At 40.2% G+C, this 22,380-nt stretch carries 30 protein-coding genes and 1 pseudogene; 10 read left to right on the top strand and 21 right to left on the bottom strand.

Features of this window, described 5'->3' with window-relative positions; genetic code table 11:
* The first annotated feature begins 173 nt into the window (after positions 1-173).
* The 3 genes from GGR21_RS14215 (at position 174) to GGR21_RS14205 (ending at position 1,699) form a co-directional block, all read left to right on the top strand.
* A complete protein-coding gene (locus GGR21_RS14215; RefSeq protein WP_183307902.1) occupies positions 174-836 on the top strand; it encodes a DUF2461 domain-containing protein in 663 nt (220 codons plus the stop codon).
* Positions 837-929: 93 nt separating this feature from the next.
* A complete protein-coding gene (locus GGR21_RS14210; RefSeq protein WP_183307901.1) occupies positions 930-1,094 on the top strand; it encodes a hypothetical protein in 165 nt (54 codons plus the stop codon).
* Positions 1,095-1,108: 14 nt separating this feature from the next.
* Complete coding sequence (locus tag GGR21_RS14205; RefSeq protein WP_183307900.1) at positions 1,109-1,699, top strand: phosphoglycerate mutase family protein; 591 nt, start codon at positions 1,109-1,111, stop codon at positions 1,697-1,699.
* A gap of 47 nt (positions 1,700-1,746) precedes the next feature.
* Here GGR21_RS14205 and GGR21_RS14200 read toward each other — a convergent pair whose 3' ends face one another.
* Positions 1,747-3,405, bottom strand: a complete 1,659-nt coding sequence (locus GGR21_RS14200; protein ID WP_183307899.1) for a PCMD domain-containing protein — start codon at positions 3,403-3,405, stop codon at positions 1,747-1,749.
* A 251-nt stretch (positions 3,406-3,656) separates the two neighbouring features.
* Here GGR21_RS14200 and GGR21_RS14195 point away from each other — a divergent pair, with 251 nt between their 5' ends.
* On the top strand, positions 3,657-4,124 hold the full coding sequence (locus GGR21_RS14195; protein ID WP_183307898.1) for a MaoC family dehydratase: 468 nt from the start codon (positions 3,657-3,659) through the stop codon (positions 4,122-4,124).
* A 74-nt stretch (positions 4,125-4,198) separates the two neighbouring features.
* On the opposite strand, the gene GGR21_RS14190 is transcribed toward GGR21_RS14195, so the two are convergent.
* The 7 genes from GGR21_RS14190 to GGR21_RS14160 form a co-directional block, all read right to left on the bottom strand.
* Positions 4,199-4,924: a helix-turn-helix transcriptional regulator gene (locus tag GGR21_RS14190; protein ID WP_183307897.1), complete on the bottom strand. Its 726-nt coding sequence runs from the start codon at positions 4,922-4,924 to the stop codon at positions 4,199-4,201.
* A gap of 531 nt (positions 4,925-5,455) precedes the next feature.
* A complete protein-coding gene (locus tag GGR21_RS14185) occupies positions 5,456-5,608 on the bottom strand; it encodes a hypothetical protein (protein ID WP_183307896.1) in 153 nt (50 codons plus the stop codon).
* Between the two features lie 857 nt (positions 5,609-6,465).
* Entirely contained in the window at positions 6,466-7,077 is a 612-nt protein-coding gene (locus GGR21_RS14180) for a hypothetical protein (protein ID WP_183307895.1), read from the bottom strand.
* A 27-nt stretch (positions 7,078-7,104) separates the two neighbouring features.
* A complete protein-coding gene (locus GGR21_RS14175; RefSeq protein WP_183307894.1) occupies positions 7,105-7,692 on the bottom strand; it encodes a P-loop NTPase family protein in 588 nt (195 codons plus the stop codon).
* On the bottom strand, positions 7,679-8,260 hold the full coding sequence (locus GGR21_RS14170; RefSeq protein ID WP_183307893.1) for a hypothetical protein: 582 nt from the start codon (positions 8,258-8,260) through the stop codon (positions 7,679-7,681). The genes GGR21_RS14175 and GGR21_RS14170 overlap by 14 nt, the downstream gene beginning before the upstream one ends.
* On the bottom strand, positions 8,257-8,460 hold the full coding sequence (locus tag GGR21_RS14165; protein ID WP_183307892.1) for a hypothetical protein: 204 nt from the start codon (positions 8,458-8,460) through the stop codon (positions 8,257-8,259). The genes GGR21_RS14170 and GGR21_RS14165 overlap by 4 nt, the downstream gene beginning before the upstream one ends.
* Positions 8,461-8,484: 24 nt before the next feature.
* Positions 8,485-8,820 carry a hypothetical protein gene (locus GGR21_RS14160; RefSeq protein WP_183307891.1) on the bottom strand — a complete coding sequence of 112 codons (336 nt, stop codon included), beginning with the start codon at positions 8,818-8,820 and terminating at the stop codon, positions 8,485-8,487.
* 302 nt (positions 8,821-9,122) lie between these two features.
* On the opposite strand from GGR21_RS14160, the gene GGR21_RS14155 reads away from it, so the two are divergent.
* The 3 genes from GGR21_RS14155 to GGR21_RS14145 all read left to right on the top strand — a co-directional run bounded on the left by GGR21_RS14155 (position 9,123) and on the right by GGR21_RS14145 (position 10,837).
* Positions 9,123-9,377 carry a hypothetical protein gene (locus GGR21_RS14155; protein ID WP_183307890.1) on the top strand — a complete coding sequence of 85 codons (255 nt, stop codon included), beginning with the start codon at positions 9,123-9,125 and terminating at the stop codon, positions 9,375-9,377.
* 12 nt (positions 9,378-9,389) lie between these two features.
* Positions 9,390-9,761, top strand: coding sequence for an MmcQ/YjbR family DNA-binding protein (locus tag GGR21_RS14150; protein WP_183307889.1), 372 nt, complete (start codon positions 9,390-9,392; stop codon positions 9,759-9,761).
* A gap of 113 nt (positions 9,762-9,874) precedes the next feature.
* A complete protein-coding gene (locus GGR21_RS14145) occupies positions 9,875-10,837 on the top strand; it encodes a hypothetical protein (RefSeq protein WP_183307888.1) in 963 nt (320 codons plus the stop codon).
* A 36-nt stretch (positions 10,838-10,873) separates the two neighbouring features.
* Here the strand turns inward: GGR21_RS14145 and GGR21_RS14140 are convergent, their stop codons facing one another.
* Entirely contained in the window at positions 10,874-11,617 is a 744-nt protein-coding gene (locus GGR21_RS14140) for a hypothetical protein (protein WP_183307887.1), read from the bottom strand.
* Positions 11,618-11,624: 7 nt separating this feature from the next.
* Positions 11,625-12,185, bottom strand: a complete 561-nt coding sequence (locus GGR21_RS14135) for a sugar O-acetyltransferase (protein ID WP_183307886.1) — start codon at positions 12,183-12,185, stop codon at positions 11,625-11,627.
* A 156-nt stretch (positions 12,186-12,341) separates the two neighbouring features.
* Between GGR21_RS14135 and GGR21_RS14130 the strand changes: the two genes are divergently transcribed.
* The gene (locus GGR21_RS14130; protein ID WP_183307885.1) at positions 12,342-13,352 is read left to right on the top strand and encodes a pirin family protein; all 1,011 of its coding nucleotides are present in this window, start codon (positions 12,342-12,344) and stop codon (positions 13,350-13,352) included.
* Positions 13,353-13,969: 617 nt separating this feature from the next.
* Positions 13,970-14,314 (top strand): hypothetical protein, encoded by a 345-nt coding sequence (locus tag GGR21_RS14125; RefSeq protein ID WP_183307884.1) that lies wholly within the window; start codon positions 13,970-13,972, stop codon positions 14,312-14,314.
* Positions 14,315-14,569: 255 nt separating this feature from the next.
* Here the strand turns inward: GGR21_RS14125 and GGR21_RS14120 are convergent, their stop codons facing one another.
* The 5 genes from GGR21_RS14120 to GGR21_RS14100 all read right to left on the bottom strand — a co-directional run bounded on the left by GGR21_RS14120 (position 14,570) and on the right by GGR21_RS14100 (position 18,094).
* Complete coding sequence (locus GGR21_RS14120; RefSeq protein WP_183307883.1) at positions 14,570-14,953, bottom strand: VOC family protein; 384 nt, start codon at positions 14,951-14,953, stop codon at positions 14,570-14,572.
* 186 nt (positions 14,954-15,139) lie between these two features.
* Complete coding sequence (locus GGR21_RS14115) at positions 15,140-15,550, bottom strand: hypothetical protein (RefSeq protein WP_183307882.1); 411 nt, start codon at positions 15,548-15,550, stop codon at positions 15,140-15,142.
* Entirely contained in the window at positions 15,547-15,843 is a 297-nt protein-coding gene (locus GGR21_RS14110; protein WP_183307881.1) for a hypothetical protein, read from the bottom strand. Before GGR21_RS14110 ends, GGR21_RS14115 begins: the two co-directional genes overlap by 4 nt.
* A gap of 2 nt (positions 15,844-15,845) precedes the next feature.
* The gene (locus GGR21_RS14105) at positions 15,846-17,807 is read right to left on the bottom strand and encodes a phage head spike fiber domain-containing protein (RefSeq protein ID WP_183307880.1); all 1,962 of its coding nucleotides are present in this window, start codon (positions 17,805-17,807) and stop codon (positions 15,846-15,848) included.
* 50 nt (positions 17,808-17,857) lie between these two features.
* The gene (locus GGR21_RS14100; RefSeq protein WP_183307879.1) at positions 17,858-18,094 is read right to left on the bottom strand and encodes a hypothetical protein; all 237 of its coding nucleotides are present in this window, start codon (positions 18,092-18,094) and stop codon (positions 17,858-17,860) included.
* 87 nt (positions 18,095-18,181) lie between these two features.
* On the opposite strand from GGR21_RS14100, the gene GGR21_RS14095 reads away from it, so the two are divergent.
* Entirely contained in the window at positions 18,182-18,466 is a 285-nt protein-coding gene (locus GGR21_RS14095; protein ID WP_183307878.1) for a hypothetical protein, read from the top strand.
* A gap of 227 nt (positions 18,467-18,693) precedes the next feature.
* Here GGR21_RS14095 and GGR21_RS14090 read toward each other — a convergent pair.
* From GGR21_RS14090 to GGR21_RS14065, 6 genes and pseudogenes are all read right to left on the bottom strand, one after another.
* Positions 18,694-19,083, bottom strand: a pseudogene (locus GGR21_RS14090) (N-acetylmuramoyl-L-alanine amidase); the annotation flags it as partial.
* Positions 19,067-19,549 (bottom strand): phage holin family protein, encoded by a 483-nt coding sequence (locus GGR21_RS14085; RefSeq protein WP_183307876.1) that lies wholly within the window; start codon positions 19,547-19,549, stop codon positions 19,067-19,069. The pseudogene GGR21_RS14090 and the gene GGR21_RS14085, both read right to left, overlap by 17 nt.
* Positions 19,550-19,563: 14 nt before the next feature.
* Positions 19,564-19,797, bottom strand: a complete 234-nt coding sequence (locus tag GGR21_RS14080; RefSeq protein ID WP_183307875.1) for a hypothetical protein — start codon at positions 19,795-19,797, stop codon at positions 19,564-19,566.
* Between the two features lies 1 nt (position 19,798).
* Positions 19,799-21,676 carry a hypothetical protein gene (locus GGR21_RS14075; protein ID WP_183307874.1) on the bottom strand — a complete coding sequence of 626 codons (1,878 nt, stop codon included), beginning with the start codon at positions 21,674-21,676 and terminating at the stop codon, positions 19,799-19,801.
* 5 nt (positions 21,677-21,681) lie between these two features.
* The gene (locus GGR21_RS14070; RefSeq protein ID WP_183307873.1) at positions 21,682-21,900 is read right to left on the bottom strand and encodes a hypothetical protein; all 219 of its coding nucleotides are present in this window, start codon (positions 21,898-21,900) and stop codon (positions 21,682-21,684) included.
* A complete protein-coding gene (locus GGR21_RS14065) occupies positions 21,900-22,331 on the bottom strand; it encodes a hypothetical protein (protein WP_183307872.1) in 432 nt (143 codons plus the stop codon). Before GGR21_RS14065 ends, GGR21_RS14070 begins: the two co-directional genes overlap by 1 nt.
* Between the last annotated feature and the right edge of the window lie 49 nt (positions 22,332-22,380).

The raw sequence follows: 22,380 nt of genomic DNA, 5'->3' as shown, positions 1-22,380 counted from the left end.
ATAAACACTTGCTCTTTAAATAAAGTTCTCAAAAATAAATATTTTTTTATTATTAATACAAATCAGCAGTTGGAGTATATTTATTTACAGGATACCGAACAGAAATAACCCGGTAAAATTTAACAACTACCAATATAAAAACTATCTTTACATGTTATTAAATTACCGAAACTATGCTAAAAAAAGATACTCTCGATTTCCTTGTCGCCCTGAAAGAAAACAATGACCGTGAATGGTTTGCCGAAAACAAAAAATGGTATGAGCGTGCACGCACCGACTTCGAAAAACTGGTGGGAGAACTGATACAGTCCATCGCTGCATTCGACTCGGAGATAGGATTGCTCAACCCCAAAAAGTGTATGTTCCGCATATACAGGGATACCCGCTTTTCGACAGACAAATCACCTTATAAAACGAACTTCGGAGCTATATTTCGCCCACATACGGCCGAAAGGATATCGGGTTATTATCTGCATTTGTCTCCCGACGAAATATTTGTTTCCTACGGACAATATATGCTGATGCCCGACCAGTTGAAAAAAGTCAGGCGTGGCATCTATGACGACTTCGAAATGCTGGAGGAAATACTCAACGAGAAACGTTTCAAGAAAGAGATAGGAGACCTCTTTAAAGATGAAGACGCGCTAAAACGGGTACCTAATGGTTTCGACAAAGACCATCCTGCTGCCGAATACCTGAAACTGAAACATTTCTACGCATTCAAGCCTGTTACACGAGAGCAATTATTCAGTGATAATTTTGTAGAGTTCGCCACCGATATGTATCAGGTAATGCGCCCTTTAGGACGTTTCCTTGACGATCTGCTGGAAGACTGACCAACATAAATCCATAATCTTTTTTTGCTCTGCCCTTAAACATAAAGGCTTCTGAAACTGTTGGATAATGTAGCAAGTAAGAAATATTAGATTATGAAGAAGGAAATTGAGAAACCCGAAGAAGACTTCGTTTCATACGAGGAAGCCAGGATAGAGAAGCCGGAGACTGAAGCTACCGATAACATTACGGATGAAGAGGTAGAAGCAGCGAACGAGATACTGCATCCCGACGACAATAGTATGGACAGCCGAGGATAAACATTTATTTACATATGAATACAGATATATTACAACTAGCGCAAGCCAATCAGCAAAAGGCATGGCAAATAATTAACGATACAGATATTGTCAATATCTGGGAATCTATAGGTGCCCGCATCAATCTGGTAGGCTCATTGAAAATGGGCTTACTGATGAAGCACCGCGATATAGACTTTCATATCTATACTGATCCGTTTTCACTGTCGGACAGTTTCAGGGCAATGGAGAAGCTTGCCGAAAATCCGGCGATAAAGCGAATTGAGTATGCAAACCTGCTTGACACTAACGAGCAATGCATAGAATGGCATGCGTGGTATCAGGACGGAGAAGCCAACCTGTGGCAGTTCGACCTGATACATATTATAGCAGGCTCGTACTACGATGGCTATTTTGAGCATGTGGCCGACCGCATCATGTCGGTGCTGACTGATGAAACAAAGCTTGCCATACTGAATATAAAGAACGATACGCCCGAAACGGAAAAGATCATGGGTATGGAATATTATATGGCCGTGATAAGGGACGGAGTAAGGAATTACGAAGATTTTACAAAATGGCGGATGGCCAATCCTGTGAGTGGGATAATTGATTGGATACCATAAAAAAAGCTGCGAAATTCGCAGCTTTTTTTTATTATATAGAAGATATCTTATTCAGAAATAACCATAAAATCATCTACATAAAGAATACTTCCCGGAGCCCCACTAAAAGTATCTCCGTACTTACTGGATGAACAGATTATTGCAAATCTGTACATTTTACCAGGATCGTATGTTTTCCCATATTTGTATTCCATTTCTATAGTAAATGGAGTATAATTTTCTTTAGCTGTTCCATCTTTAAGTTCAGCCCTTGCTACTAATTTATCAGACTTATATGCATCTAAACCTGTCAGATAATCATCATTTTCACTACTTATCTCATACAAAATAGCATTAATAGCACATTCATCAACAGTTCCAGGCTCTACCTGAGCCAAATGACAATCACTGGCTCCTGTTGCTCTATAAAAATCTGTACCTGGCGTATATTTATAATATCCTCTTACCAGTAAAGGTTTTTTATCATAAGAAACTCCAAACTTTGTACTTTTTAATGTATTAGTTATTTCTGTTTTAAATTTCCCTATAAATAATGAAGCAGGTGTTACTTTTGGTATCTTAGCTATAATCATATTATACCCTTTTGTATATAGGGTTTCCAACTTTACAGCAGCAGAACCGGAATGAGACTCCTCTGTTTTTGTTGCATTCAGCCTATCTGCCAATGGTACTCCACCTACATTCATATTCATTAAAAATTGTACACCTATATTACTAGTGCTCCAATTTTCGGCAGGAACTGGAATAGGGCCATATGTACCAGTCTCTTCTGTCCACTCTTCAAAACTATCCACCTGCGCCTTTTTCGCTATCACATTATACGGCACTTTCGTCTCTCCATCTTGAGCCGTTACAGTAAATACGACTGTACCGCCTGTGAAATCCACACTACTACCCGATGCCGGATCGATAGTCGCATTTTCCGATATTTTGATGGTTGGTACAATTGCTTTTAATGCATTGTCATCAGTCGGATCAACATAGAAAGTAATATTAGATCCCTCTATAACAGGTTGAGTTAACACTGCGTCTCCGGCCATTGTTATTTCCAGTATCGAAGCCTCAGGGCTTGGCGCACGCAAGGCTGTTACCGTATATACTGTTTTTCCTACTTTGTCTCCGGCTATCACTGTAAATTCGACTGGCCCAGCCGAAAAGTCTACCTTGCTGCCCGATGCAGGGGTAACAGTAGCCTGAGGAGACAGTGCAATGGTAGGAACCAACTCTTTCAGTTCGGCATCTGTAGTATAAAAATCATACTCGAATGAAATATTTGTTCCATCGAATACAGGTTGCGATACGACCAGAGGGCTGGCAAATGTCATTTCGGTGATCATCGCGTCAGGATTCGGGTCTCTTACCCACGATACTTTATAAGACTTATTGTAGAACTTATTTCCCGATGTTACTGTAAACACGGCCGAACCAGCCGAAAAGTCGACTTTGCTGCCCGAAGCGGGATCTACAGTCGCCCCAAAAGGCAATTCGATAACAGGTACAAGTTCTTTCAACACCTCGTCGGGTGTATTGAACGCTATATTGAACGTTACGTTTGTACCCGAAATAACAGGTTGTTTTGTTACATACTGGCTACTGAATGATATCGCATTCATATGAGACTCTATAGGTGCAGGGTCATCATCACAGGCGGTAAACATTCCTAAAGAAAATACCGACAGCACGAAATAAAAGATCTTCTTATTCATTCTGCAATCTTTTTTAATTTATACTTAACTACTATTAATATTCAAAATTAACCGGATGCAAAAATAGCCAAAATACAAACCTGAATTCCGGAGAGAGGCAAACTATCTTTTAAGATTCATTATTTTTTAAGTAAATTTTAACAAAACACCAGAAGTCCGTTTTTACAAAATGAGATGATTAAATATCCGATAATTTTGTAATATCAGTTAATATCAATAATTTTACAGCAGGATTGTTAATTAACATTTTTATGAGTAAACTTATCATCAATTCCTACGAAGATTTCGAAAAGTATGTAGGTCAGGAATTAGGAGTTTCAGATTATCTGAAAATCACGCAAGAACGTATTAATAAATTTGCCGACGCCACACTCGATTATCAGTGGATACACACCGATCCCGAGCGGGCAAAAACAGAAAGTCCGTTTAAGAATACCATTGCCCATGGTTATCTGATGGTCTCCATATTACCTTATCTGTGGGATCAGGTCATAGAGGTGAACAATATAAAAATGCTGATAAACTACGGAATAGAAAAACTTAAATTCAATCAGCCTGTGATTGTAGACAACGAAATACGCCTGAAGGTAAAACTGGAATCGCTGGTTAACCTGCGGGGCATTGCAAAAGCAGAACTTAAAGTTGTACTGGAAATTAAGGATTCGCCAAAAAACGCATTAGAAGAAACTGTGATATTTTTGTATCACTTTAATAATTAGAATAAGACATTCTCTGCAACGTAAGAAAAGAGGAAAGCCCGCGCTTTCCTCTTTTTTTATCAGACGCCATGAATCTACATAATAGAATTATAGCTCACATGCGCTTTTATCAAAGCTTTCCATTGTATGTTTTTCAACGGAATGTCTTTTGGCTGATATATCTGATTATATCCGGTCAGACGTACATACTCATCATCGAAATCAGACTTCTCAATTTTCTTTATGGTAAGATATTCTTCTCCGTCGATAAAGATATAAATAATATACATTTCGCCCCAATGTATGAGATTGGTATTATTGGCAGTCTTATAACAAACTATGTCGCCCGGCTTTATCAGAGGGTACATACTATCGGTTTTCACATATCCGGCTCCGTCGCAGTTACCCAATTTGGGTATAGACAGATAGCCCTCGCACGGATGAGATTCCCTATACGAAAATATAGGAACAAACTCAAGCGGGGATTCCATATTTATGATATTCTTTTCGGAAATATCATCCGGATCGATGTTTACAATAGCCGCATACTGGTCACGTATCGACTTGAGATCGCTATGAATAGAGAAAACCGAAGACTTCAGCATCTCTCCTTCTCCTGCAATCAGCCAATCGAGATTCAAATCGGAATAGGCAGCATGGATCTTGGTTATAGTATCACCTGTGACACCGCTTTTTTTATCGAGGGTGCCATTAGATATACCAGTTTGCATGTAGAACTTATTCTTAGTTATACCCTGTTGTTCCAGAAATTTCAGAATACGCTCTTTTTGTGTCAGTGTGTTGTCTTCTTGTGAGATCATAATAATATAAATAGTCCAGTGTAAAATATGAGTTATATAACAAAGATAGCATTATTCAATTAAAGACAATTCTTTTACGTTTACAAATAAGAGCACTTAGAAAAATACCAACACATAAATAGAAATTAAACTTATTTTTCAACATAACACTTGCTATTTTACACAACTACCATTACCTTTGTTATTGAATATCAAAAGGCACGATAGATAAACACAAGAACAACAGCATAAGAATACATGTACAGGACAATTGAATAATCCTCTCATAGGGATTGTTTTGTTAGACAGGGCGCACTAAAATGCGTCCTTTTCTGCCTAAAATCATTAACCAAACCGAAAAAGTAACTTTGAAATAATACTATATACATTAGAATTATTCCATTATCGAGATTTATTATTGAGATTTATTATATTATCTTTGCCTTACAAAACATCAGCATATTACTACCCCGCGTAGTTTTTAAGTTTGTCTCAAGGTTGGACAGGGCTTATGCGTGACGCAACAGCCCTTTCTTTTTTTACTATCCGGATTTACTCCCTTTCTTCATATATGAATTTTATCTGCCTCAACTTCACTTTATAAGTACGGGCACACTCGCGACGAAACTCTTCAATATTATCCGTCTCCACTTCTACCTTCAGGCGGGTGACACCTATCACTCTGATTTCTTTTATTATAAACATGGTATATATTTAGTAGTTAGTAGACAAACATTCATAATTCATGCGAATCAGCAGTTAGATTTAATTGTTCTATTTTTTACTGCGCGTAATCGAAGATTACTTGCCATCCTTTTTTCCTAAGCAAAAAAAGGATGCAAAAATGCTTTGGTGGCTCGTCCTTCGTGCGACCCGTTACAGGCTCAGGGACTAAACCAAATAAACTCGCCTACGGCTCAAACAATATTTGGTTTCACGCCCCTTTCACCTGACGGGTACCCCGCACTTCGGCCTAATGCCACCGGGCAAAGCCACGACGGGCCCCTCCTAGCCTCCCCAAAGGGGAGGGATGTTCTCCCCCTTGGGGGCAGGGCTGTTAAGTTCTGAAACTTATACCCTCTTTGTCATGTTGAACGGAGTGAAACATCTCTTGTAAGATAAGAGATCCTTCGTTTCACTCAGGATGACAGCAGAAAATAACAGAACAAAGCAGAGAACTTAACAGCCCGACCCCAAGGGGAGTTAGAGGGGGCTTCTCCGTCATCATGTCCGCAGCAGGGGTACCCACCCTGTGAAAGCTGCGTGAAACTGGGTGCTGTCTAAGCCGCAGGCGAGTTCAGCCCGTTTAGCTGCAAAGCAGATGGTGGGTCTGCGAGGACTCTAGCCTTGAAACACACGTTTAAGTGAGAGTAAAGTCAAGCTTGCTTGAAATTTACCGAACGTAGTGTATTCAATCTTTATTAGTTTTTGTAACTTTTGTATCAAGACAAAAGTTGAGAAAACAAGCCGATAGGCGCGTTAGTATAATTGAGTTATTATTTTTTACAATCATAATAATTTCAAATACTGATTCGCATAATTTATAACTTATAATTCATCCCTCATCCTATCTCCTTGTATCTGCCTACCAACTCTTTGTTGCTACGTATATCGGAAAGAATCCTCGATACGATACGCTGAATATTATGCACCTGTACATGTGTGATCTGCGCCAGTGTATGATAATTTATAGCCGGCTTGAGGCTTATATACATCTTAAACAGTTCGAATTCCCTGAGCTCGTAACGATCGTACACATAATCGAAAATATCAAGTTCCAGCTTCGTCTGCATCCACTCTCTTTCGTACGGATTGCTGTGATGCGCTTCCAGGTTGGTATAGGAAGGCAATGGTACATAACGCGATTCCCTTGTTTTGTCAAGAATATAATTAGTATAATAGGAGCGATGGAAGTAAGCCCTGTAATCGTCTATTTTCTCGCCTGTGAACAACAATTTCTCGCTCATACGTATATAAGTTGCATTGAAAACATCTTCGTCGTACGAATTTTTTGATATCAGGAAATTTATCAGTAACTGATAATTTTCAGCAAACCATTTGTTAAATTCCTCTGCCCTTTTCTGGTTTGCGGGTTTTGGCTCCTTCTGTTCGTCACGCTTACGTATGTGATATTTCTTACCGGTGTTATTTCCTTTACTGTTTCCCAGTTTCATTTTGTTTAGTTTTAATCGTTATATATTTTATTTTCTGAGACTTTCCCCCTCAAACAAGACCCGCTTTGTTGTGGCCACTACACGGTCAAGCACACGGTCTCCATAGCGTTTTTTAATTTCAGCCACAGTCAGGTTCGATGACACAATGACCAGTTTACCATATTTTTCAGCAGAATCCATTATTTCGGCAAAAGCCAGCCGTTTATTTCCGTACACATTACTCACCTCCTCGGTTCCTATATCATCTAGGCTGATCAGATTGCGTGACAATACATAATCGAGCCGGCTGTTCATCTCCGATGTATCGAAAACCGACACTACACGCTGGCAATACCCCAGCAGGATGGCCGGAATCACATACCTGCACAACAGGCTTTTGCCACGCCCGCAGTTCCCGTAAAGGAAAAGCCCCCTACCCTCATTGTCGGTGAGCCACGAAGCTACCTGACCATACTCGGGCAACCATTGCATCTCTCCCCCCGATCTGGAAAGGAAATACCTGAGTCCGGCTGCAAGCACATCTTCCGCTCCCGGAATGCGCACCATTAACCTTTCGTCCGGGACAGGCATCTGCAGACGCTGCATACCGGCTGCTATCGATTCAAAATTTTTCATATCTTTTTTCATTGTCATGATCGGCTGAATTGTGCCGTACCGCTTGTTGCTTCTTTTCCCATGTTCTTATAGCCGCACGCCAATCCTTCATTTTATTGCGGCCTATCATCCAGCCTTTCGATTCGTAAAAGTCAAAAAATGCCTGTGCATCTGTTACGCTCCCCCTCTCGCGGCAATAGGTGACTACATCTGCCAGTGATGGCTTTTTGAATATGCCACCTGTTTGCTGCACTTTTTTTGTTTTACTTTTGGGCCTCCGGTTGCCTGTGTCCAGGTACCTGCTACTATCTACCATCAGTATCCGGTATTCAGCAGGGCGGGTTTTGGCTGTGCCCTCTCTGTAAGTTATCAATCCCAGCTGCTTCAGCTTTCTACGCCTATCCATCAGTGCATTGCGGTTAATACCAAGTACAGCACACATTATCGAAGAAGACTGATAGAAAGGATTCTTCCAGCTCAGGCGGTTACACTTATGCAAAAGATAGCTGTACAGATCGTGTTCATACATGGTGATAACCCCCTGCTCTCTCAGCTCCCATACTGCATTAATGAGGTCTATGTAAGTCATCGGCCCGACAAGATTCTATCTATCCGGTCATTCATCCTGTTCAGCACCTCATTTACCTGCCTGCTGTACTTATTGAGTAACAAACAAGCCACAGAGAAGTAAGCCACAACAAAAAAAACCAGCATCAGACTATCTCCGTTATATATGAGTAAAATAAATGAAAACAGCCAGTTGGCAATAATTAAACACACTTTCTTCATCTCCTTTTTCTTTAAATTTCCCGGTTAATCTTCCCACCGATCCTGCACGACATGGTGCGCCTGATACCTGTAATCACTCTGGCGGCGGTTGTATTCATCTACCACAGTCCGCAAGCGTGAGGTAAATACCGCAGAATCTTCATACAACAGATCCCAGTCACCATCCAGTATTTCGGCCGTCTTTACATTTACAGCATCCATATATGTCTCAAACTCCGCACACACGCGTACACCATCTACCATGTCATCAAAATCGGCGATATCAGTTCTATCGCAATCTGTCAGATGACCGGCCACCATACCAACAATTTTTTCCATCTGCTTCTCATTGCAGAAACATTCGATCTTTAAGGCACCCATACTTCTTTTTATTTGTATTTATGTTATTTATTTAAATCCACCGTTTTTAGAATAGATAATCGAAATAAAAATTCATAAAATCATAGTATATTTACATTATTAAGTAAGCGATTATCAATAGTTCAAATTTAGACTATATTTTAAATATATGCAAATATTTGAACCATATAATCCAATATTAACCCTTGTTTATAATTCTTATAAATAGCATACATCAGAAAGGTTTAAGCCTGAATATATTACCCGTTTTCAGTAAAAAAAAATGAAAATAAAAACTAACTAATAATCTGACTATAAGCGCGATGAACACCATAAAAGAAAAACTAAAAGAAAAGATAGTATGGATGGGAGATAAACAGAATCCGGTCATGTTCTACACAGATGCATACGACAAGGATATTTGCCATTTACGGCTTAACAATGAGAAAGAAAGCTCTTCCTGGATATTTTATTATAAAGCGAAACAGGTCGATCTGGAAGAAATTCCTGTAAATTGGGTAGTTGTATATAATTCATGTGTGGCAGGCTTTACAATAGACAGCGACAAAAAGGGGTAATATTGAACCAATATGAATATTGAAATATTCAGAGATTATTGTTTATCTATTAAAGGAACTACCGAAAGTTTTCCGTTTTTAGACAAGAACGTGCTGGTGTTTAAGGTAATGGATAAAATGTTCGCATACATACACATAGCACCGAAAGACGGACAGTTCAGGGCCAGCATGAAATGTAATCCGGAAAGATCGGAAGAACTCCGTGAAAAATATGCAGGAATTATACACGGCGACCACACCAGAACCGGGAAATGGAATGCTGTTTATCTGGAAAGCGACGTACCGGATAAACTGATTGTGGAGCTGGTGAATCATTCGGTCACCGAAGTGATTAACAGATTATCGAAAAAGAAGCAATTGGAATATTTTAATGGCATTCTGTAATATTTTAACAAATAATGGACTTTATAAGTAATTTATTTGTAAATTGGATCGGCAATTGCTAAATATCAGATTGGCAACTATGCCCAGATCTTTAAATTATTGTGATAAACGTTATGAAAGATAGATTAAACGAAGAGTTAACTGCTGTCCTATATAAACATTTTCCACAGACGAAGGAGTTAGCTAATTTTCTGATAGAAACGCTGGAAATCAGCAAAGAATCGGCATACAGGAGGATCCGTAACGAGGTGTGTTTTTCGTTCGAAGAAGTAAGTATACTGGCCTTGAAACTTGAAATTTCCATCGACAAGCTGATAGGTTTCAATACAAAGAAAGTATACCTGAATATGCCGCTTTGCAAAACCGAAAAACCTGAAGACAGATATAGGGAAATACTGCAAAACAATATATCCGCCGCAAGCAGAAACCTTGATGTAAAACATGTCATGCAATACTCTGTATTGAACAGGCTTCCTTTTGGAATAACTACCCTCAGTCAGGTGTTATCAAAGTTCTATTACTATAAATGGTGCTGCCACAGATATAAAGGAAGGATAAAAACACCATTCCACGATTTTGAGGTTCCCGAATCACTGGTCCGATGTATTAAAGAATATGCGCAAACAAGCCTGAATACCAGAGGGGAGATAAACCTTATACTGGATGAAAATATTTTCCTTTTTACAATAAAAGAAATAGAATATTTTCGCCGGAGCGACCTTATCAACGACAAAGATATGGAAATATTCAGAGAAGAACTGCTACAGATAGTAGACATCATGAGTAATGTTGTGCGCACCGGAACAAACGCTTGTCAGGCCGACATCAAGGTCTATCTGTCAAACGTGGATATAGAGCCCAGCTATTCGTATGTGGAATATGATGATACTGTTGTATTCCATATATGGTCGCCTGCCGGAGATATAGTATCATCTACCAATCCGGAGTTTTGCTTGCGCCAGAAAGAATGGATAGAATCCCTTATCAGATACACAACACTGATCACTCAGTGTAACGAGATCAAACAGCTCCGTTTTTTCGATACACAAAGAAAACTGATAGCTGAGATGAAGTAAAATCTTTTACAGGGATATTAGAACCCGTTTGCTTTATTAATATACATCCCTGTACCTGTCGGGCGACACAAAAAAACGCCGCCGCATATCAAACACATAGCGCCTGAAGTCCACTGTTTCGAAGTCGAAATGTACAAACCCGTATTTCGGCGAAAAGTAAGTAGTAAGACGGGTTTCTCCTTTCTTACTGTTGCCAACAGCCTCTATTTCGTAGCATTCGATAAAGTCTTTCTCCTGCGAAAAAAACCAGTCCCTTTTCCTTTTCACACGGTAAACGCTTTCCACTATGGTTGTATCTCTTATCAGTTTCCATTCTTTACCGTTAGCACCCTCTACCTCGGTAGGGTAACTGGTAGGGATTACTTCAATATTCCACGTCCACTCTTTTCCATCCTCTAAAGGAAATTGCACTAAAGGAATAGGACAAAAGTCCAGTTTTTCATATTGTGGCATAGGTGCAAATTTGAAGAACAGTTCGGCTTTATTTTCCGTAACGATTCCCTTACCCACCTGAAATATTTCTTCCAGTTGTCCCTCAGCCATCGACGTATGCACAGGCAAAGGCCATTCGAGATACCAGGTATCACTCACCTTCTTGCCTGTTTTCTTGTCTCTGTAATGCACACCCGTACACGACATTACGATATAATTTTTCACCGTATCGCCGGGAGTGTACATCACCGAGTTGAATTCTATATCGAGAGGTTCGTTATATATCTGAGCATCCAGAGAAACTGAGAATGCAAACAATAATATGATAAAGTAAATATATCTTTTCATTCACTCATCATTCTTTCAGCCGTTTTTTCACAACGGCGGGATTACCTGCCGCCACACAATGGGACGGAATATCTTTTGTGACCACGCTCCCTGCCGCAATCACTGTATTGTCGCCGATTGTCACACCGGGAAGTATGCTCACACCCGCGCCTATCCATACATTATTACCAATAGTTACGGGATATGCGTATTCAAGTCCCTGGTTGCGCTGTTCTGCGTCGAGTGGATGCCCTGCTGTGTAGATTCCTACATTTGGGGCAATGAAGGCGTTGTCGCCGATAGTCACTTTTGCACCATCGAGAATAACAAGATTCACATTAGAATAGAAATTCTCTCCCAATTCTATATTATAACCATAATCGCAGTTAAACGGGGAACTGATCGAAAAGTTTTCTCCGGTTTTACCCAAAAGAAGGCGCATCATTTGCTGGCGTTCTTCTTTTCTGCCCGGAGGCGTCATGTTATAATTGAAAAGTATGTCATTGGCTATTTCCCTCTCCCTGAGAATCTCCTCGTCGTAGTTGGCATCGTATAGCAAACCTTTTGCAGCTTTCTCTTTTTCTGTCATAATCTGTTTTATTCTATTGTTCAAAGATAGGTATTTCCTTAAATATAGGATAATTTAGATGCCGTGATTTGAATTCTTTATATTTCAACTACTTCTGGTATAACTTTTTATTCACTATATTTGTTAAATAGGTATAACGATAAATCCACAAAAGATATGAAAGTAATCAGGATCGGTAAAATGGGTTTCCAGCTCGAAGTGAAAAACCCGTTTATAGTGTGTTTCCACCACAAAGATCATTTTCCGAAAGGTAATGGCAAACAGGAACCTGCTTATTATCTGGACAGCAGACAACCTGGCGAAGACTTCGATCATCATGCGCCCTGGCGTATGTACTATGGCAATACAGTTCCGGGATTCCCTGTACATCCTCATCGTGGGTTCGAAACCGTTACGGTGGTCACCGAGGGGTTTGCCGACCATTTCGATTCACTCGGTTCGTGTGGCCGTTACGGACAGGGTGATGTGCAATGGATGACTGCCGGAGCAGGTATTCAGCATTCGGAAATGTTCCCCGTAATATCTGAAACGGAAGACAACCCGATGGAACTTTTCCAGATATGGCTCAACCTGCCAAAGAAAAATAAATTTGCAGAGCCCAATTATAAAATGTTGTGGCACGAACAGATACCCGTTGCTGAAGAAAAGGACAGGAACGGAAATATCAGCCGGATAAGGGTCATTGCCGGGTCGTATAAAGATGTAAACTCACTCGATCCGCTGCCGGCCTCCTGGGCTTATGACCGAAACAACCATGTGGGCATCTGGCTGATAACGATGCCACCTCACGCCGAACTGACTATACCAAAGGTATCTCTCACCCTGAATCGCATGCTATACTGCTACGAGGGCGGAGGAGTCACTGTAGAAGACAGGGAACTGCCTGTCGACCACTTTGCCGACCTCAGTGGGAACGATGATATAATAATAAAAAATGGCAATGCCGGGACGCGGCTCTTGTTACTCGAAGGTGAACCTATACGTGAGTCGGTATCATCGTACGGTCCATTTGTGATGAATACCCGTCAGGAAATAGAGCAAGCCATCGCGGACTACGAACTCACTCAATTTGGAGGATGGCAATGGAACAGTCCCGGACCGGTGAATAAGCCGGAGGATGGCCGGTTTGCCAGTTACAAAAACGGGGAGCAGGTAGAAAAACCGTAATGAATGACTAAAATAATTTTTTGTTATCGTATAAAAACCGGACGCTTATTATGCTCAATTAACGACTAATCCCCATTACTTATTCTTGCCAATCAGTAGTTGAATTATTATGATTGTAATAAGAAATCGCTCTATCTTACTAACGCGCCAGCCGATTTGTTCTCTCAACTTTTGTCTTGATACAAAAGTTACAAAAAATCAAGGCTGCAGTCCTCACAGACCCACCATCTGCTCAGCGGCTAAACTAAATAAACTCGCCTGCGGCTCAGACAGTATTTAGTTTCACGCCGCTTTCGCAGGGTGGGTGCCCCTGCTGCGGACATGATGCCGGAGTCGCAATGCGACGACAAGAAATATTCTGCCTTATCAGGCGTCCGCCCGGTGGCATTGATCCGTAGTGCGGGGCCTCTCGCTGGCGCGGACATCTTGTCCGTGCCTTCTCGAGCGATCTTTTTTTGTCGCAACACACAGACTGGAATTGAATCGCATCTGCTCCTCGAACGTTGTTTCTGCGCGAGCAAGGGCAATAAATAGACGTTCTATTTTTTACTGCGCGTAATCGAAGATTACTTGCCATCCTTTTTTCCTAAGCAAAAAAAGGATGCAAAAATGCTTTGGTGGCTCATCCTTCATGCGACCCGTTACAGGCTCAGGGGCTAAACCAAATAAACTCGCCTGCGGCTCAGACAGTATTTGGTTTCACGCCCCTTTCTCCTGACGGGTACCCGCACTTCGGACTAATGCCACCGGGCGGACGCCTGATAAGGCAGAATATTTCTTGTCGTCGCATTGCGACTCCGGCATCCGTTCCGCAGGCGGGGCACCCAATCCGGCAGTGGAGGCGTAGAACAAAAAGCTGTTCGAGCTTACACGTAAGATTCGTATTTAGCCCTGCTGATGAGCGAGTTCTTTTTGTTCAGCCGCAACGCTGGTTTTGGGTCGCCGGAGGAATGAAGCCTTGAAATACACGTTTAAGTGAGAGTAAAGTCAAGCTTGCTTGAAATTTACCGAACGTAGTGTATTCAATCTTAATTAGTTTTTGTAACTTTTTTATCAAGAAAAAAGTTGAAAGAAGACAAGCCGGAAGGCGCGTTAGTAAAATAGAACGATTAAATCGAACTGCAGATTCGCATTACCTATTCATGCTCAAATATAAAACAAGCAGCTACTGTATCAACGGTAACTGCTTATTTTTTATTGTAGATCAGTAGATCATCTTACTTCATCGAATGCAGCCCGACAGTATTTCCTTCGCTATCGAGGAATAACACAATGAATCCGTGTTCACCAATAGAGAATTTCGGTTGCAATATTTTGCCTCCGGCAGCTTCTACACGGCTTGCTTCTGTAGCACAGTCTTCACAGCCAAAATAAACGACCGTTCCATTTCCTCCGGGTTTCATCTCCTTCATCCGGCACAATCCTCCCGACGCATTAGGCGCATTCATATCATCTGCCCACGGGAAAAAGGCCATTTCGTAGTCTTCACCATCGTGCCTTTGTAACTCTTTATCTAAAACTGTTTCATAGAATTTTTGAGCCCGGGCCATATCATTTACATAAATCTCGAACCATACTACGGGGTTTGTTTTTACTGACATAATTGATTGGTATTAAAGGTTTTTAATCAACTTACAGGGAATTTCAACAGCCGGCAAATAACACAGCGCCACTACCCTATTGCGTTTGAACAGACACCGACACTATCCTGTTCTCCTGATTTAGTTAAATAACTTCAACCTGTCTTAAAATAAACAATTCCCTGTACGTAGAGCCACAGGGAATTGTCATTTATTTATATAATCTTTTTTCATCCATCTGATTCCAAGCAATCCGACAAACAATAAGATCAATATCCGCCCGCACCATAGCTGGAAAGACTGGAAGGAGGTCAGCCTGTTGATTTCTCTCTCAACCTCAACGGGATAGGGTATCTGTATGGAGTCTGTCTTAAAAACTGAATCACGAAGGAACCTGTCCCGATAGAGATATTTATACTTTTCCAGCCAAACCGTATCCCCCTTCAGTTTCACAAATACTGAATCGTAAAGATGAAGTGAATCTTTGATTATCCGTTCCTGATATTCTGTTCTGACACTTTCGACAGGCACATACATCATTTTTGTACGGCAAGCCGGAAAGGCAATAGCCACAACTATTACCAGGAACAAATAAAACCGGTATAATCTGTTTCTCATGCGAATTTACGGAATGGGGTTTCAGGGTTTTCTTCTTTAAAGTCTTTAAATAAATCTATGTACCGGTTTGTTACAAAGATTACATTAAATAAGAAATCTGTCCATGTGGGTTCGTTTTTTTCTATAATATTGCCCTCTTCGTCATAAATTGATGGAGTGGTATTAACTTTCCCTACAATATCTATGCTGATATTCCAATCATCATAGTTGTTTAATTCTGAAAGATCGGTTACTTTTTTAAAAGCATCTGTCAATTCTTGTTTTTCTTTACACGAATAGTATTTTGTTTCCATTATTAATTGTTTTTGATAAGTATTGAAATTATCCCTTCATTGTTTAAATCTTCATGGATATTCCATATACCTGCTAATTTGTTTAGAGTTATCTCCTGCTTAGTCGTTTTCAGATATACAGTGCAATCCCGCGCCAGATCATAAGAGAGAAGATCGGCCGAACGGGTAACAGCGGATGTTGTAGTAGGGATAATTGATGTATTACCATCAGACTCTTTTTCAGCTTGTGCCAAAGCGTATACAAATCCTTGTGTCGGGTCACCCTCGAATGCAGGAACGGCTGATGTAGAATCAGGTATTAAAGAAGATGTTAACCAAAATACTAATGCTTCTGAATTTGGATTATCTACATTTGCTAAAATTCGCATCCAATCATTACCTAAATTTTCCACTTTTATGTTAAGACCCGCTATTGTATTAGTAATTAATTTATTCTCTAAATCGATAGTGCCCATATTATTAGTTGTACCAGTTAATCGCATTATCGCATATTTTCGAGTTCCATCATATCTAACAAGGGCAGACACTGCTAGTTTTGATATTTCAGTACCCACCGCTTCTAAATTTATAGCCACTCTATGATACGTATTGGTATCACTCTCTCTATATAATCTAGCGTTCTCATACTTTTCTGCCACTCTTGTCAACGTACCATTTTGAGCTATTATCCCATTGAATATCAAGCTATTAGTCGCATTTTTCTCAATCAATAATTTAACGTCTTGTGAATAATTACCATAGTCAATACGTGGCATATTAGATTCAGTTACAACTAAATTCATGTCCTTATCGAACAAAGTTGCAGACGATGACCTGCCAAATGGCAACTTAACAAAAGAGAAATCCTTATTTATGCCATAAACAAAACCGTCTGTATAAGCACCCGGTATAATCACCGCATCCGAATCTTTTTCTTCATCAGTTAAAGCGTTATATGCTTCTGATAAAGCGTTTTCATCCACAATTCCACCATCAGCCTTTACTAAAGGTATAAATGTATTTTCCAGTGTAGCCTCTGTATCCAATAAGACAATATATTCTATTCCATCACTAGTAGGAATGTCATCATGTATATTCCACTCTCCTATTGGTAATTCCAGTTCAATAACACCATTATTAACTGTTTTAATCATAGCTTTTACAGGCTTATTCAACGTGTACTTTAGCAGATCTGCCGAACGGGTTACTGTACTTTCAGACGTCGGAATATAAGATGATATCCCTGTACCTGTCTCTAACTGATATCCGGTAACGTATATGTCTCCCTCTAAATTATCGTATCGTTTTGCAGCTCCAGCACCTCCTGTGTTTGGTGTATCAACTACATTTGCAATACCCGACACTCTAAATGTAGTGCCGTCCACCGAATCATAAAGAGTTTGATTTGTACTTCCTCCATTACGAACAGATACTTTTACATCTGATGTATTATACACACTTGTTATTTTGGGAGCAACTCCAGTAGGTGTTCTTGTAAAGAAACTCGCTATATAATACCCATCATTACTATATGTCACATTTTTATACAGATAACTATAATTCGGAGCTTCCGCAGGTTTGTGTAAACTAGCAGCTTTACTAAAGAAGTTATACCAATTGATATCAATTTTTGAACTTGTAGAAATACCACTTTCTGATAAACCTAAGTTCAACATAGAATCTACTAAAAGGTTTGTACTGGCTTTTTCGATCAATAATTTCGTATTGTCCGAATAGTTTCCATAGTCGATACGGGGAACATTTATGCCGGCTTCACCGATATGCCGGTCTGAAGAGAAGTGTGTAGCAGAAGACGCCCGTGCAAAATCAAAAGACACAGGTTCTCCTGTTTCGTTATCCATGGCATACACTGTACCGGTAGCAGTTGCTACCGGCAATAAAATAATTTTTGCATTTTCCTTGATATGGGGATCGAGGCTATTGTATAATTCCCTGACCGAAGCTTCATCCACATCTATTCCCAACCGGGACAATTGGGAAACAAACTTCCTGATTAACAGCCTCGATCCCCTCCTTAGAAAAAAAGTATGTCCTGAAGCTTTTCATCGACATTCTCAGCAGTCAGTTGTACTCCGTCAACTTCAATATTTTCTATCTTCTCGGAAAGAAGAGTTGTCCTGGTATTTACATGCTGGAAAATAACTGTGTCTCCGTTCACAATATTATAGTCAACCGTATTGAATGGTCTTTCATTCTTGTTGGCTCCATTTATAAAGGAAAGGCTTTTTTCATTTTTGATAATCTGTAACATAGTTTTTTAAGTTTTAGTTGTTATATGAATAAGTAGTTAAATTTATACGTTCTATTTTCTTTAGCTACGCGCAATCGAAGATTGCTTGTGTTCCTTTTGCCCAAAGCCGCAAAAGGAACCAAAAACGCTTTGGTGGCTCATCCTCCGTGCGACCCGTTACAGGCTCAGGGACTAAATGGAAAGATTGTCCTGCGGACGCTTCCCATTTCACGCCCCTCTCGCCTGACGGGTGCCCCGCACTACGGCTTAATGCCACCGGGCGAAGCCACCTCAAGGGAGGGTAATTCCCTGTCGTGCGTCAGCTTCCCGTGCATAGGTTCCTACGACGGGCACCTGTCCGGTGAAGACGGTGTGAAACCAAATATTGTCTGAGCCGCAGGCGAGTTTATTTAGTTTAGCCGGCAAACCGTTGACAGGTCGGCGGGGAACAAAGCACTAGCCTTTTGTTTCGTTTTGGGCAATGCCAATCAACGATCGACGAAGCGAAGGCGAGTCAAAATGAAAAACAAACCCGAAGGGTGCGTTAGTACAATTGAACGATTATTTTTTACAATCATAATAATTTCAAATACTGATTGGCGTTGTTAATAATTGAATTCTTTTTTCACATTGAAACAAGGACAGGCTTTTGCCGCAAACTCATTATGTCCGTGAATAGTAGCTTTTGGATATCTCACTTTCAGCTCGCCAACAAGTTTTTTCAGAGATGCCCGCTGAGCTTCTGTCCGGGTATCTTTTGGTTTACCATCTACATCGAGACCTCCGATGTAGCATATACCTATCGACGTTGCATTATGTCCCAGGCAATGAGCCCCGAGCAGCGATTCGTCCCTGCCCTTGTGTACCGATCCATCAAGATATATCACATGATGGTAGCCTATCTTTGCAAAGCCGCGCTCGCGATGCCAACGATCTATATCCTCTACGGTAAAATGCTGCCCTTCTTTTGTAGCCGAGCAGTGAATAATTATTTTATCTATCTTTCTCATCGTCTTCTTCCTTCTTTTTTTCTTGTGTCAGTCGCTTTACCAGTTCTGAAAGTCCTTTTATCAGATCATCTTTATTGTCGAGCATTACCGACAGGTCTTTCAGGTTACTGCTTATCTTTCGCCTGTCTTTGTCGTGCGCTTTTTCCAGAATGGATTTCGCTTCTATGAATATCAGGAAACCTGCGGCAATGAATGTAACGTAGGGTTGAGTGTAAAAGAACATGCCTATGCAATCGAACATAAACGCAAAAAGCATCATGGCATAGTAGAGAACTGTTTTAGTCACTGTCCGCCTGAGCCCATATGATGTACGGGCTTCGCATCGTTCTTTAGCCTTGCGCCATCCGCTAACCAGATCGAGGGCAATAGCGATGGCAACAAACAGCCACATAATGGCGACAATGGCCAGTTTGAGGCGGACAGCAGGAAAATCATGATTTAAAAATGATTCTATTATAAGTAACATAGGTTATTTAGTATTTATAGGAATATTGCAAAATTGGAACCCGGCTTAGCTGTACTGTCAATCAAAATAATATTTGCTGTTTCTATCTTACCGATAGACGTCATATCCGATGTGCTTATTTTGATTTCGCTCAAATGATCAGCAGTTTCATTGTCTGTTATCTCAATACTATCGACTATTACATTGCTTAATGAAACATCTTCTATACTTATGTCTCCGGGAGGTAGCCCATTATCATAATCAGCCATATTACATAGGATTTAAGGTACTTATTACTAATCTTATCTGCATATATGCTCCCTTAATAGGAAATGAAGGCAACAGGGTTCCATTATCACCAACTATAATTTTGTAAAATTGCGGATGTCCGGAAGTGATATAATCTCCATTTTCATCAATTTGCATTTCGTTCTCAATTTCAACGTTCCGCTTCATCAGGCATCTTAAATCCGAGCCAATCACTTTAAACCATTTTGGCTTCTGCTCGTTTTTCCAGAAATCTTTGTCAATGGCCTCAACACCATAATCAAAGTCTTCTTTCCAGCATCTTCTTAGATGGATATTGCCCGTTGTGGTAAAAGCCAAATTACTATTATCTGTCAGAAATGATGATGTTGCAGGATATTTCACACCCTTGTAAGTGACATAATCTGTCGTATTCTCCTGATCACTATCATGTTCCACCAGATACCAATATCCAGAGGCCAAACTGCCTGTTTTGATGATTTCATCAGGTATTTTATTTGCGATACGCATATCGATATGCCTGTACTGGAGTTGCCCTGTCAATTTGTAAAGAGTGGCATTCGTACTCTGTGCAAACTCTGTCTGTCCCAAAACGCCTAAAAATATATTCTTACGCTCGGCCAATGATGATGAATAACTTGTGCCATTATAATCGATAGTTGCAATATCTTCATCAACAGATCTGACAACATAATAAGATCCGGGCTCGATATCTCCTGATTGAGCTGGTGTAGATTCTATATTTTCGGAAGTATCAACAGCCAATCCGTATTTCATATCAAAATTATGTACAACATCAGCGCCTGTCAGTTGCTTCAGTCCTCCCAGCCAGCAAATATTGGATTGGATCTTTGAAGTTACCTTTGTTAAGATATCACTATTGGACGGCAATTTAGCCGCATTATCGAATATCTCGATATTTTGATTGGGATTGCCCATAGATATGGAGTTGGGAACATTCACCGCATCACTTACCAAAATTCCTTCACGACAAGATGTATAACCGAAATAGACCTTTCGTCTTCTCTCAAAATCATGAATTATACTATTGGGCAGAACAGCACCATCATGCGATGATTTTTTTGCAAATACCCAACGATACACCGGCAAAGTTTCTCCGTATTCGGTCTTTGTGGTATAGGTAAGCCCCTGCTCGTCGCAACGGCGGATAAAATCTGCTCTTAGTTCCGCTTCGGTTTCCCCTGTTAGCGAAGTATAGCCCGTTTCGTTACCTATCCTGAAATTGCAATCGCTGAATGCGTAATATAAATCGACATAAGAGGTCAAAACAGACTGATTGATATCGACATTACATTTTTCAACTAAGGAGAGGTTGTTGTTGGTGATGGTTTTGCTATTGATGCCTACATAGGAGTTATTATTTCCACCAGCTGTTGAATTAAATCTGACTATCGAATTATAGAATGTAAGTATATTGGTATAACTTATTTGTGATATATTCAATATGTCACAATAGTAAAAAGCATTTACGTAGTTATTTCCTCCCGTCCAGGTAATGTTCAGGTTCAGTTTCATACGAAAAAAATATGCTCGTGAAAATGAACCGTTACAAGTCATATTTCCATCCAAGTAACAAGTTCTCATATTATTTCCGATGAACTGACTACTCCCGGCTGCCGTATTTCTGAAAAAAGACAATTTATGATATCCGTCAGAAAATATTTCTACATTATAACTGGGATTACCCGCAGTCGGGGCGGCAAATGTCTTGTTATAAGAACAGTAAGGGTTTTCTTTTGTACCCACTCCATCTGTACTTTTTTTTACTGATCCGGATACAAAAAATGTCGTATTCATACCCGTTTCTATCACGGGCAGGTTGGATACACCATAATATTCATCTTTAAATGTATATTCCATTATCTTTATTCTTCTTTTAATGTAATTAACACTCTGTTTGTAGATAGTGTGATCACTGTTGCATTATCAAATTCCATCATATCACATTGTTCACGGCTATTGAATAATCTCTTAAACTCTCCCGGTTGATCATCGAACATAACCAGATCATCTATCTCAAATATTTTCACTTCATCCGTCCCATCCTCTTCATTGCGGACAGTATATTTCACTTCGTAAATCATCAGTATTCTATTTTTGCTTTCGCGTGAATAAATAAGTACGCTTTGGTATCGGTGCCCAAACGCTCTATATGTATATTCATTACCGAACCTTTTGGTATGGTAATATCCTCCAGATTTACATCAGGATCGAAATCTCCAATATCGTCCCCATTGACATAAAGCGTTTTCACATTTTTAGCAACAATCCGGTATATAGTCATTTCTTCCCCTATGAACATCTCAAAGTCATCGGTTTCCATAGTAATGGAAATACGTCTTTCCAATTGAAGATTACGGGCATAATCGGCCAAACGTGTAAATTCGTACCGTCCCGACTCGAAATTTCCCTGACTATCGCTCTTCGACCCGAATATCCAGAATCCGACCGGGTCCTCTATCGGTGGAAGCTGCGATAGCTCTACAGGGCTTTGTTTTCTTGTATCATTTGTCATTTTGTTTAATAGTTAGAAAAGCTCCTCCTGGCCTCCCCAAGGGGAGGAA

Origin of the sequence: Dysgonomonas hofstadii, from assembly GCF_014196915.1 — a bacterium.
In the GTDB taxonomy this organism is placed as follows: domain Bacteria; phylum Bacteroidota; class Bacteroidia; order Bacteroidales; family Dysgonomonadaceae; genus Dysgonomonas; species Dysgonomonas hofstadii.
This window is presented reverse-complemented; position numbering and strand designations above follow the sequence as displayed.

Bases quoted from the DNA above. Each gene is read 5' to 3' on its own strand.
- GGR21_RS14215 (WP_183307902.1), top strand. From the start codon at position 174: ATGCTAAAAAAAGATACTCTCGATTTCCTTGTCGCCCTGAAAGAAAAC.
- GGR21_RS14210 (WP_183307901.1), top strand. From the start codon at position 930: ATGAAGAAGGAAATTGAGAAACCCGAAGAAGACTTCGTTTCATACGAG.
- GGR21_RS14205 (WP_183307900.1), top strand. From the start codon at position 1,109: ATGAATACAGATATATTACAACTAGCGCAAGCCAATCAGCAAAAGGCA.
- GGR21_RS14200 (WP_183307899.1), bottom strand. From the start codon at position 3,405: ATGAATAAGAAGATCTTTTATTTCGTGCTGTCGGTATTTTCTTTAGGA.
- GGR21_RS14195 (WP_183307898.1), top strand. From the start codon at position 3,657: ATGAGTAAACTTATCATCAATTCCTACGAAGATTTCGAAAAGTATGTA.
- GGR21_RS14190 (WP_183307897.1), bottom strand. From the start codon at position 4,924: ATGATCTCACAAGAAGACAACACACTGACACAAAAAGAGCGTATTCTG.
- GGR21_RS14185 (WP_183307896.1), bottom strand. From the start codon at position 5,608: ATGTTTATAATAAAAGAAATCAGAGTGATAGGTGTCACCCGCCTGAAG.
- GGR21_RS14180 (WP_183307895.1), bottom strand. From the start codon at position 7,077: ATGAAACTGGGAAACAGTAAAGGAAATAACACCGGTAAGAAATATCAC.
- GGR21_RS14175 (WP_183307894.1), bottom strand. From the start codon at position 7,692: ATGAAAAATTTTGAATCGATAGCAGCCGGTATGCAGCGTCTGCAGATG.
- GGR21_RS14170 (WP_183307893.1), bottom strand. From the start codon at position 8,260: ATGACTTACATAGACCTCATTAATGCAGTATGGGAGCTGAGAGAGCAG.
- GGR21_RS14165 (WP_183307892.1), bottom strand. From the start codon at position 8,460: ATGAAGAAAGTGTGTTTAATTATTGCCAACTGGCTGTTTTCATTTATT.
- GGR21_RS14160 (WP_183307891.1), bottom strand. From the start codon at position 8,820: ATGGGTGCCTTAAAGATCGAATGTTTCTGCAATGAGAAGCAGATGGAA.
- GGR21_RS14155 (WP_183307890.1), top strand. From the start codon at position 9,123: ATGAACACCATAAAAGAAAAACTAAAAGAAAAGATAGTATGGATGGGA.
- GGR21_RS14150 (WP_183307889.1), top strand. From the start codon at position 9,390: ATGAATATTGAAATATTCAGAGATTATTGTTTATCTATTAAAGGAACT.
- GGR21_RS14145 (WP_183307888.1), top strand. From the start codon at position 9,875: ATGAAAGATAGATTAAACGAAGAGTTAACTGCTGTCCTATATAAACAT.
- GGR21_RS14140 (WP_183307887.1), bottom strand. From the start codon at position 11,617: ATGAAAAGATATATTTACTTTATCATATTATTGTTTGCATTCTCAGTT.
- GGR21_RS14135 (WP_183307886.1), bottom strand. From the start codon at position 12,185: ATGACAGAAAAAGAGAAAGCTGCAAAAGGTTTGCTATACGATGCCAAC.
- GGR21_RS14130 (WP_183307885.1), top strand. From the start codon at position 12,342: ATGAAAGTAATCAGGATCGGTAAAATGGGTTTCCAGCTCGAAGTGAAA.
- GGR21_RS14120 (WP_183307883.1), bottom strand. From the start codon at position 14,953: ATGTCAGTAAAAACAAACCCCGTAGTATGGTTCGAGATTTATGTAAAT.
- GGR21_RS14115 (WP_183307882.1), bottom strand. From the start codon at position 15,550: ATGAGAAACAGATTATACCGGTTTTATTTGTTCCTGGTAATAGTTGTG.
- GGR21_RS14110 (WP_183307881.1), bottom strand. From the start codon at position 15,843: ATGGAAACAAAATACTATTCGTGTAAAGAAAAACAAGAATTGACAGAT.
- GGR21_RS14100 (WP_183307879.1), bottom strand. From the start codon at position 18,094: ATGTTACAGATTATCAAAAATGAAAAAAGCCTTTCCTTTATAAATGGA.
- GGR21_RS14085 (WP_183307876.1), bottom strand. From the start codon at position 19,549: ATGTTACTTATAATAGAATCATTTTTAAATCATGATTTTCCTGCTGTC.
- GGR21_RS14080 (WP_183307875.1), bottom strand. From the start codon at position 19,797: ATGGCTGATTATGATAATGGGCTACCTCCCGGAGACATAAGTATAGAA.
- GGR21_RS14075 (WP_183307874.1), bottom strand. From the start codon at position 21,676: ATGGAATATACATTTAAAGATGAATATTATGGTGTATCCAACCTGCCC.
- GGR21_RS14070 (WP_183307873.1), bottom strand. From the start codon at position 21,900: ATGATTTACGAAGTGAAATATACTGTCCGCAATGAAGAGGATGGGACG.
- GGR21_RS14065 (WP_183307872.1), bottom strand. From the start codon at position 22,331: ATGACAAATGATACAAGAAAACAAAGCCCTGTAGAGCTATCGCAGCTT.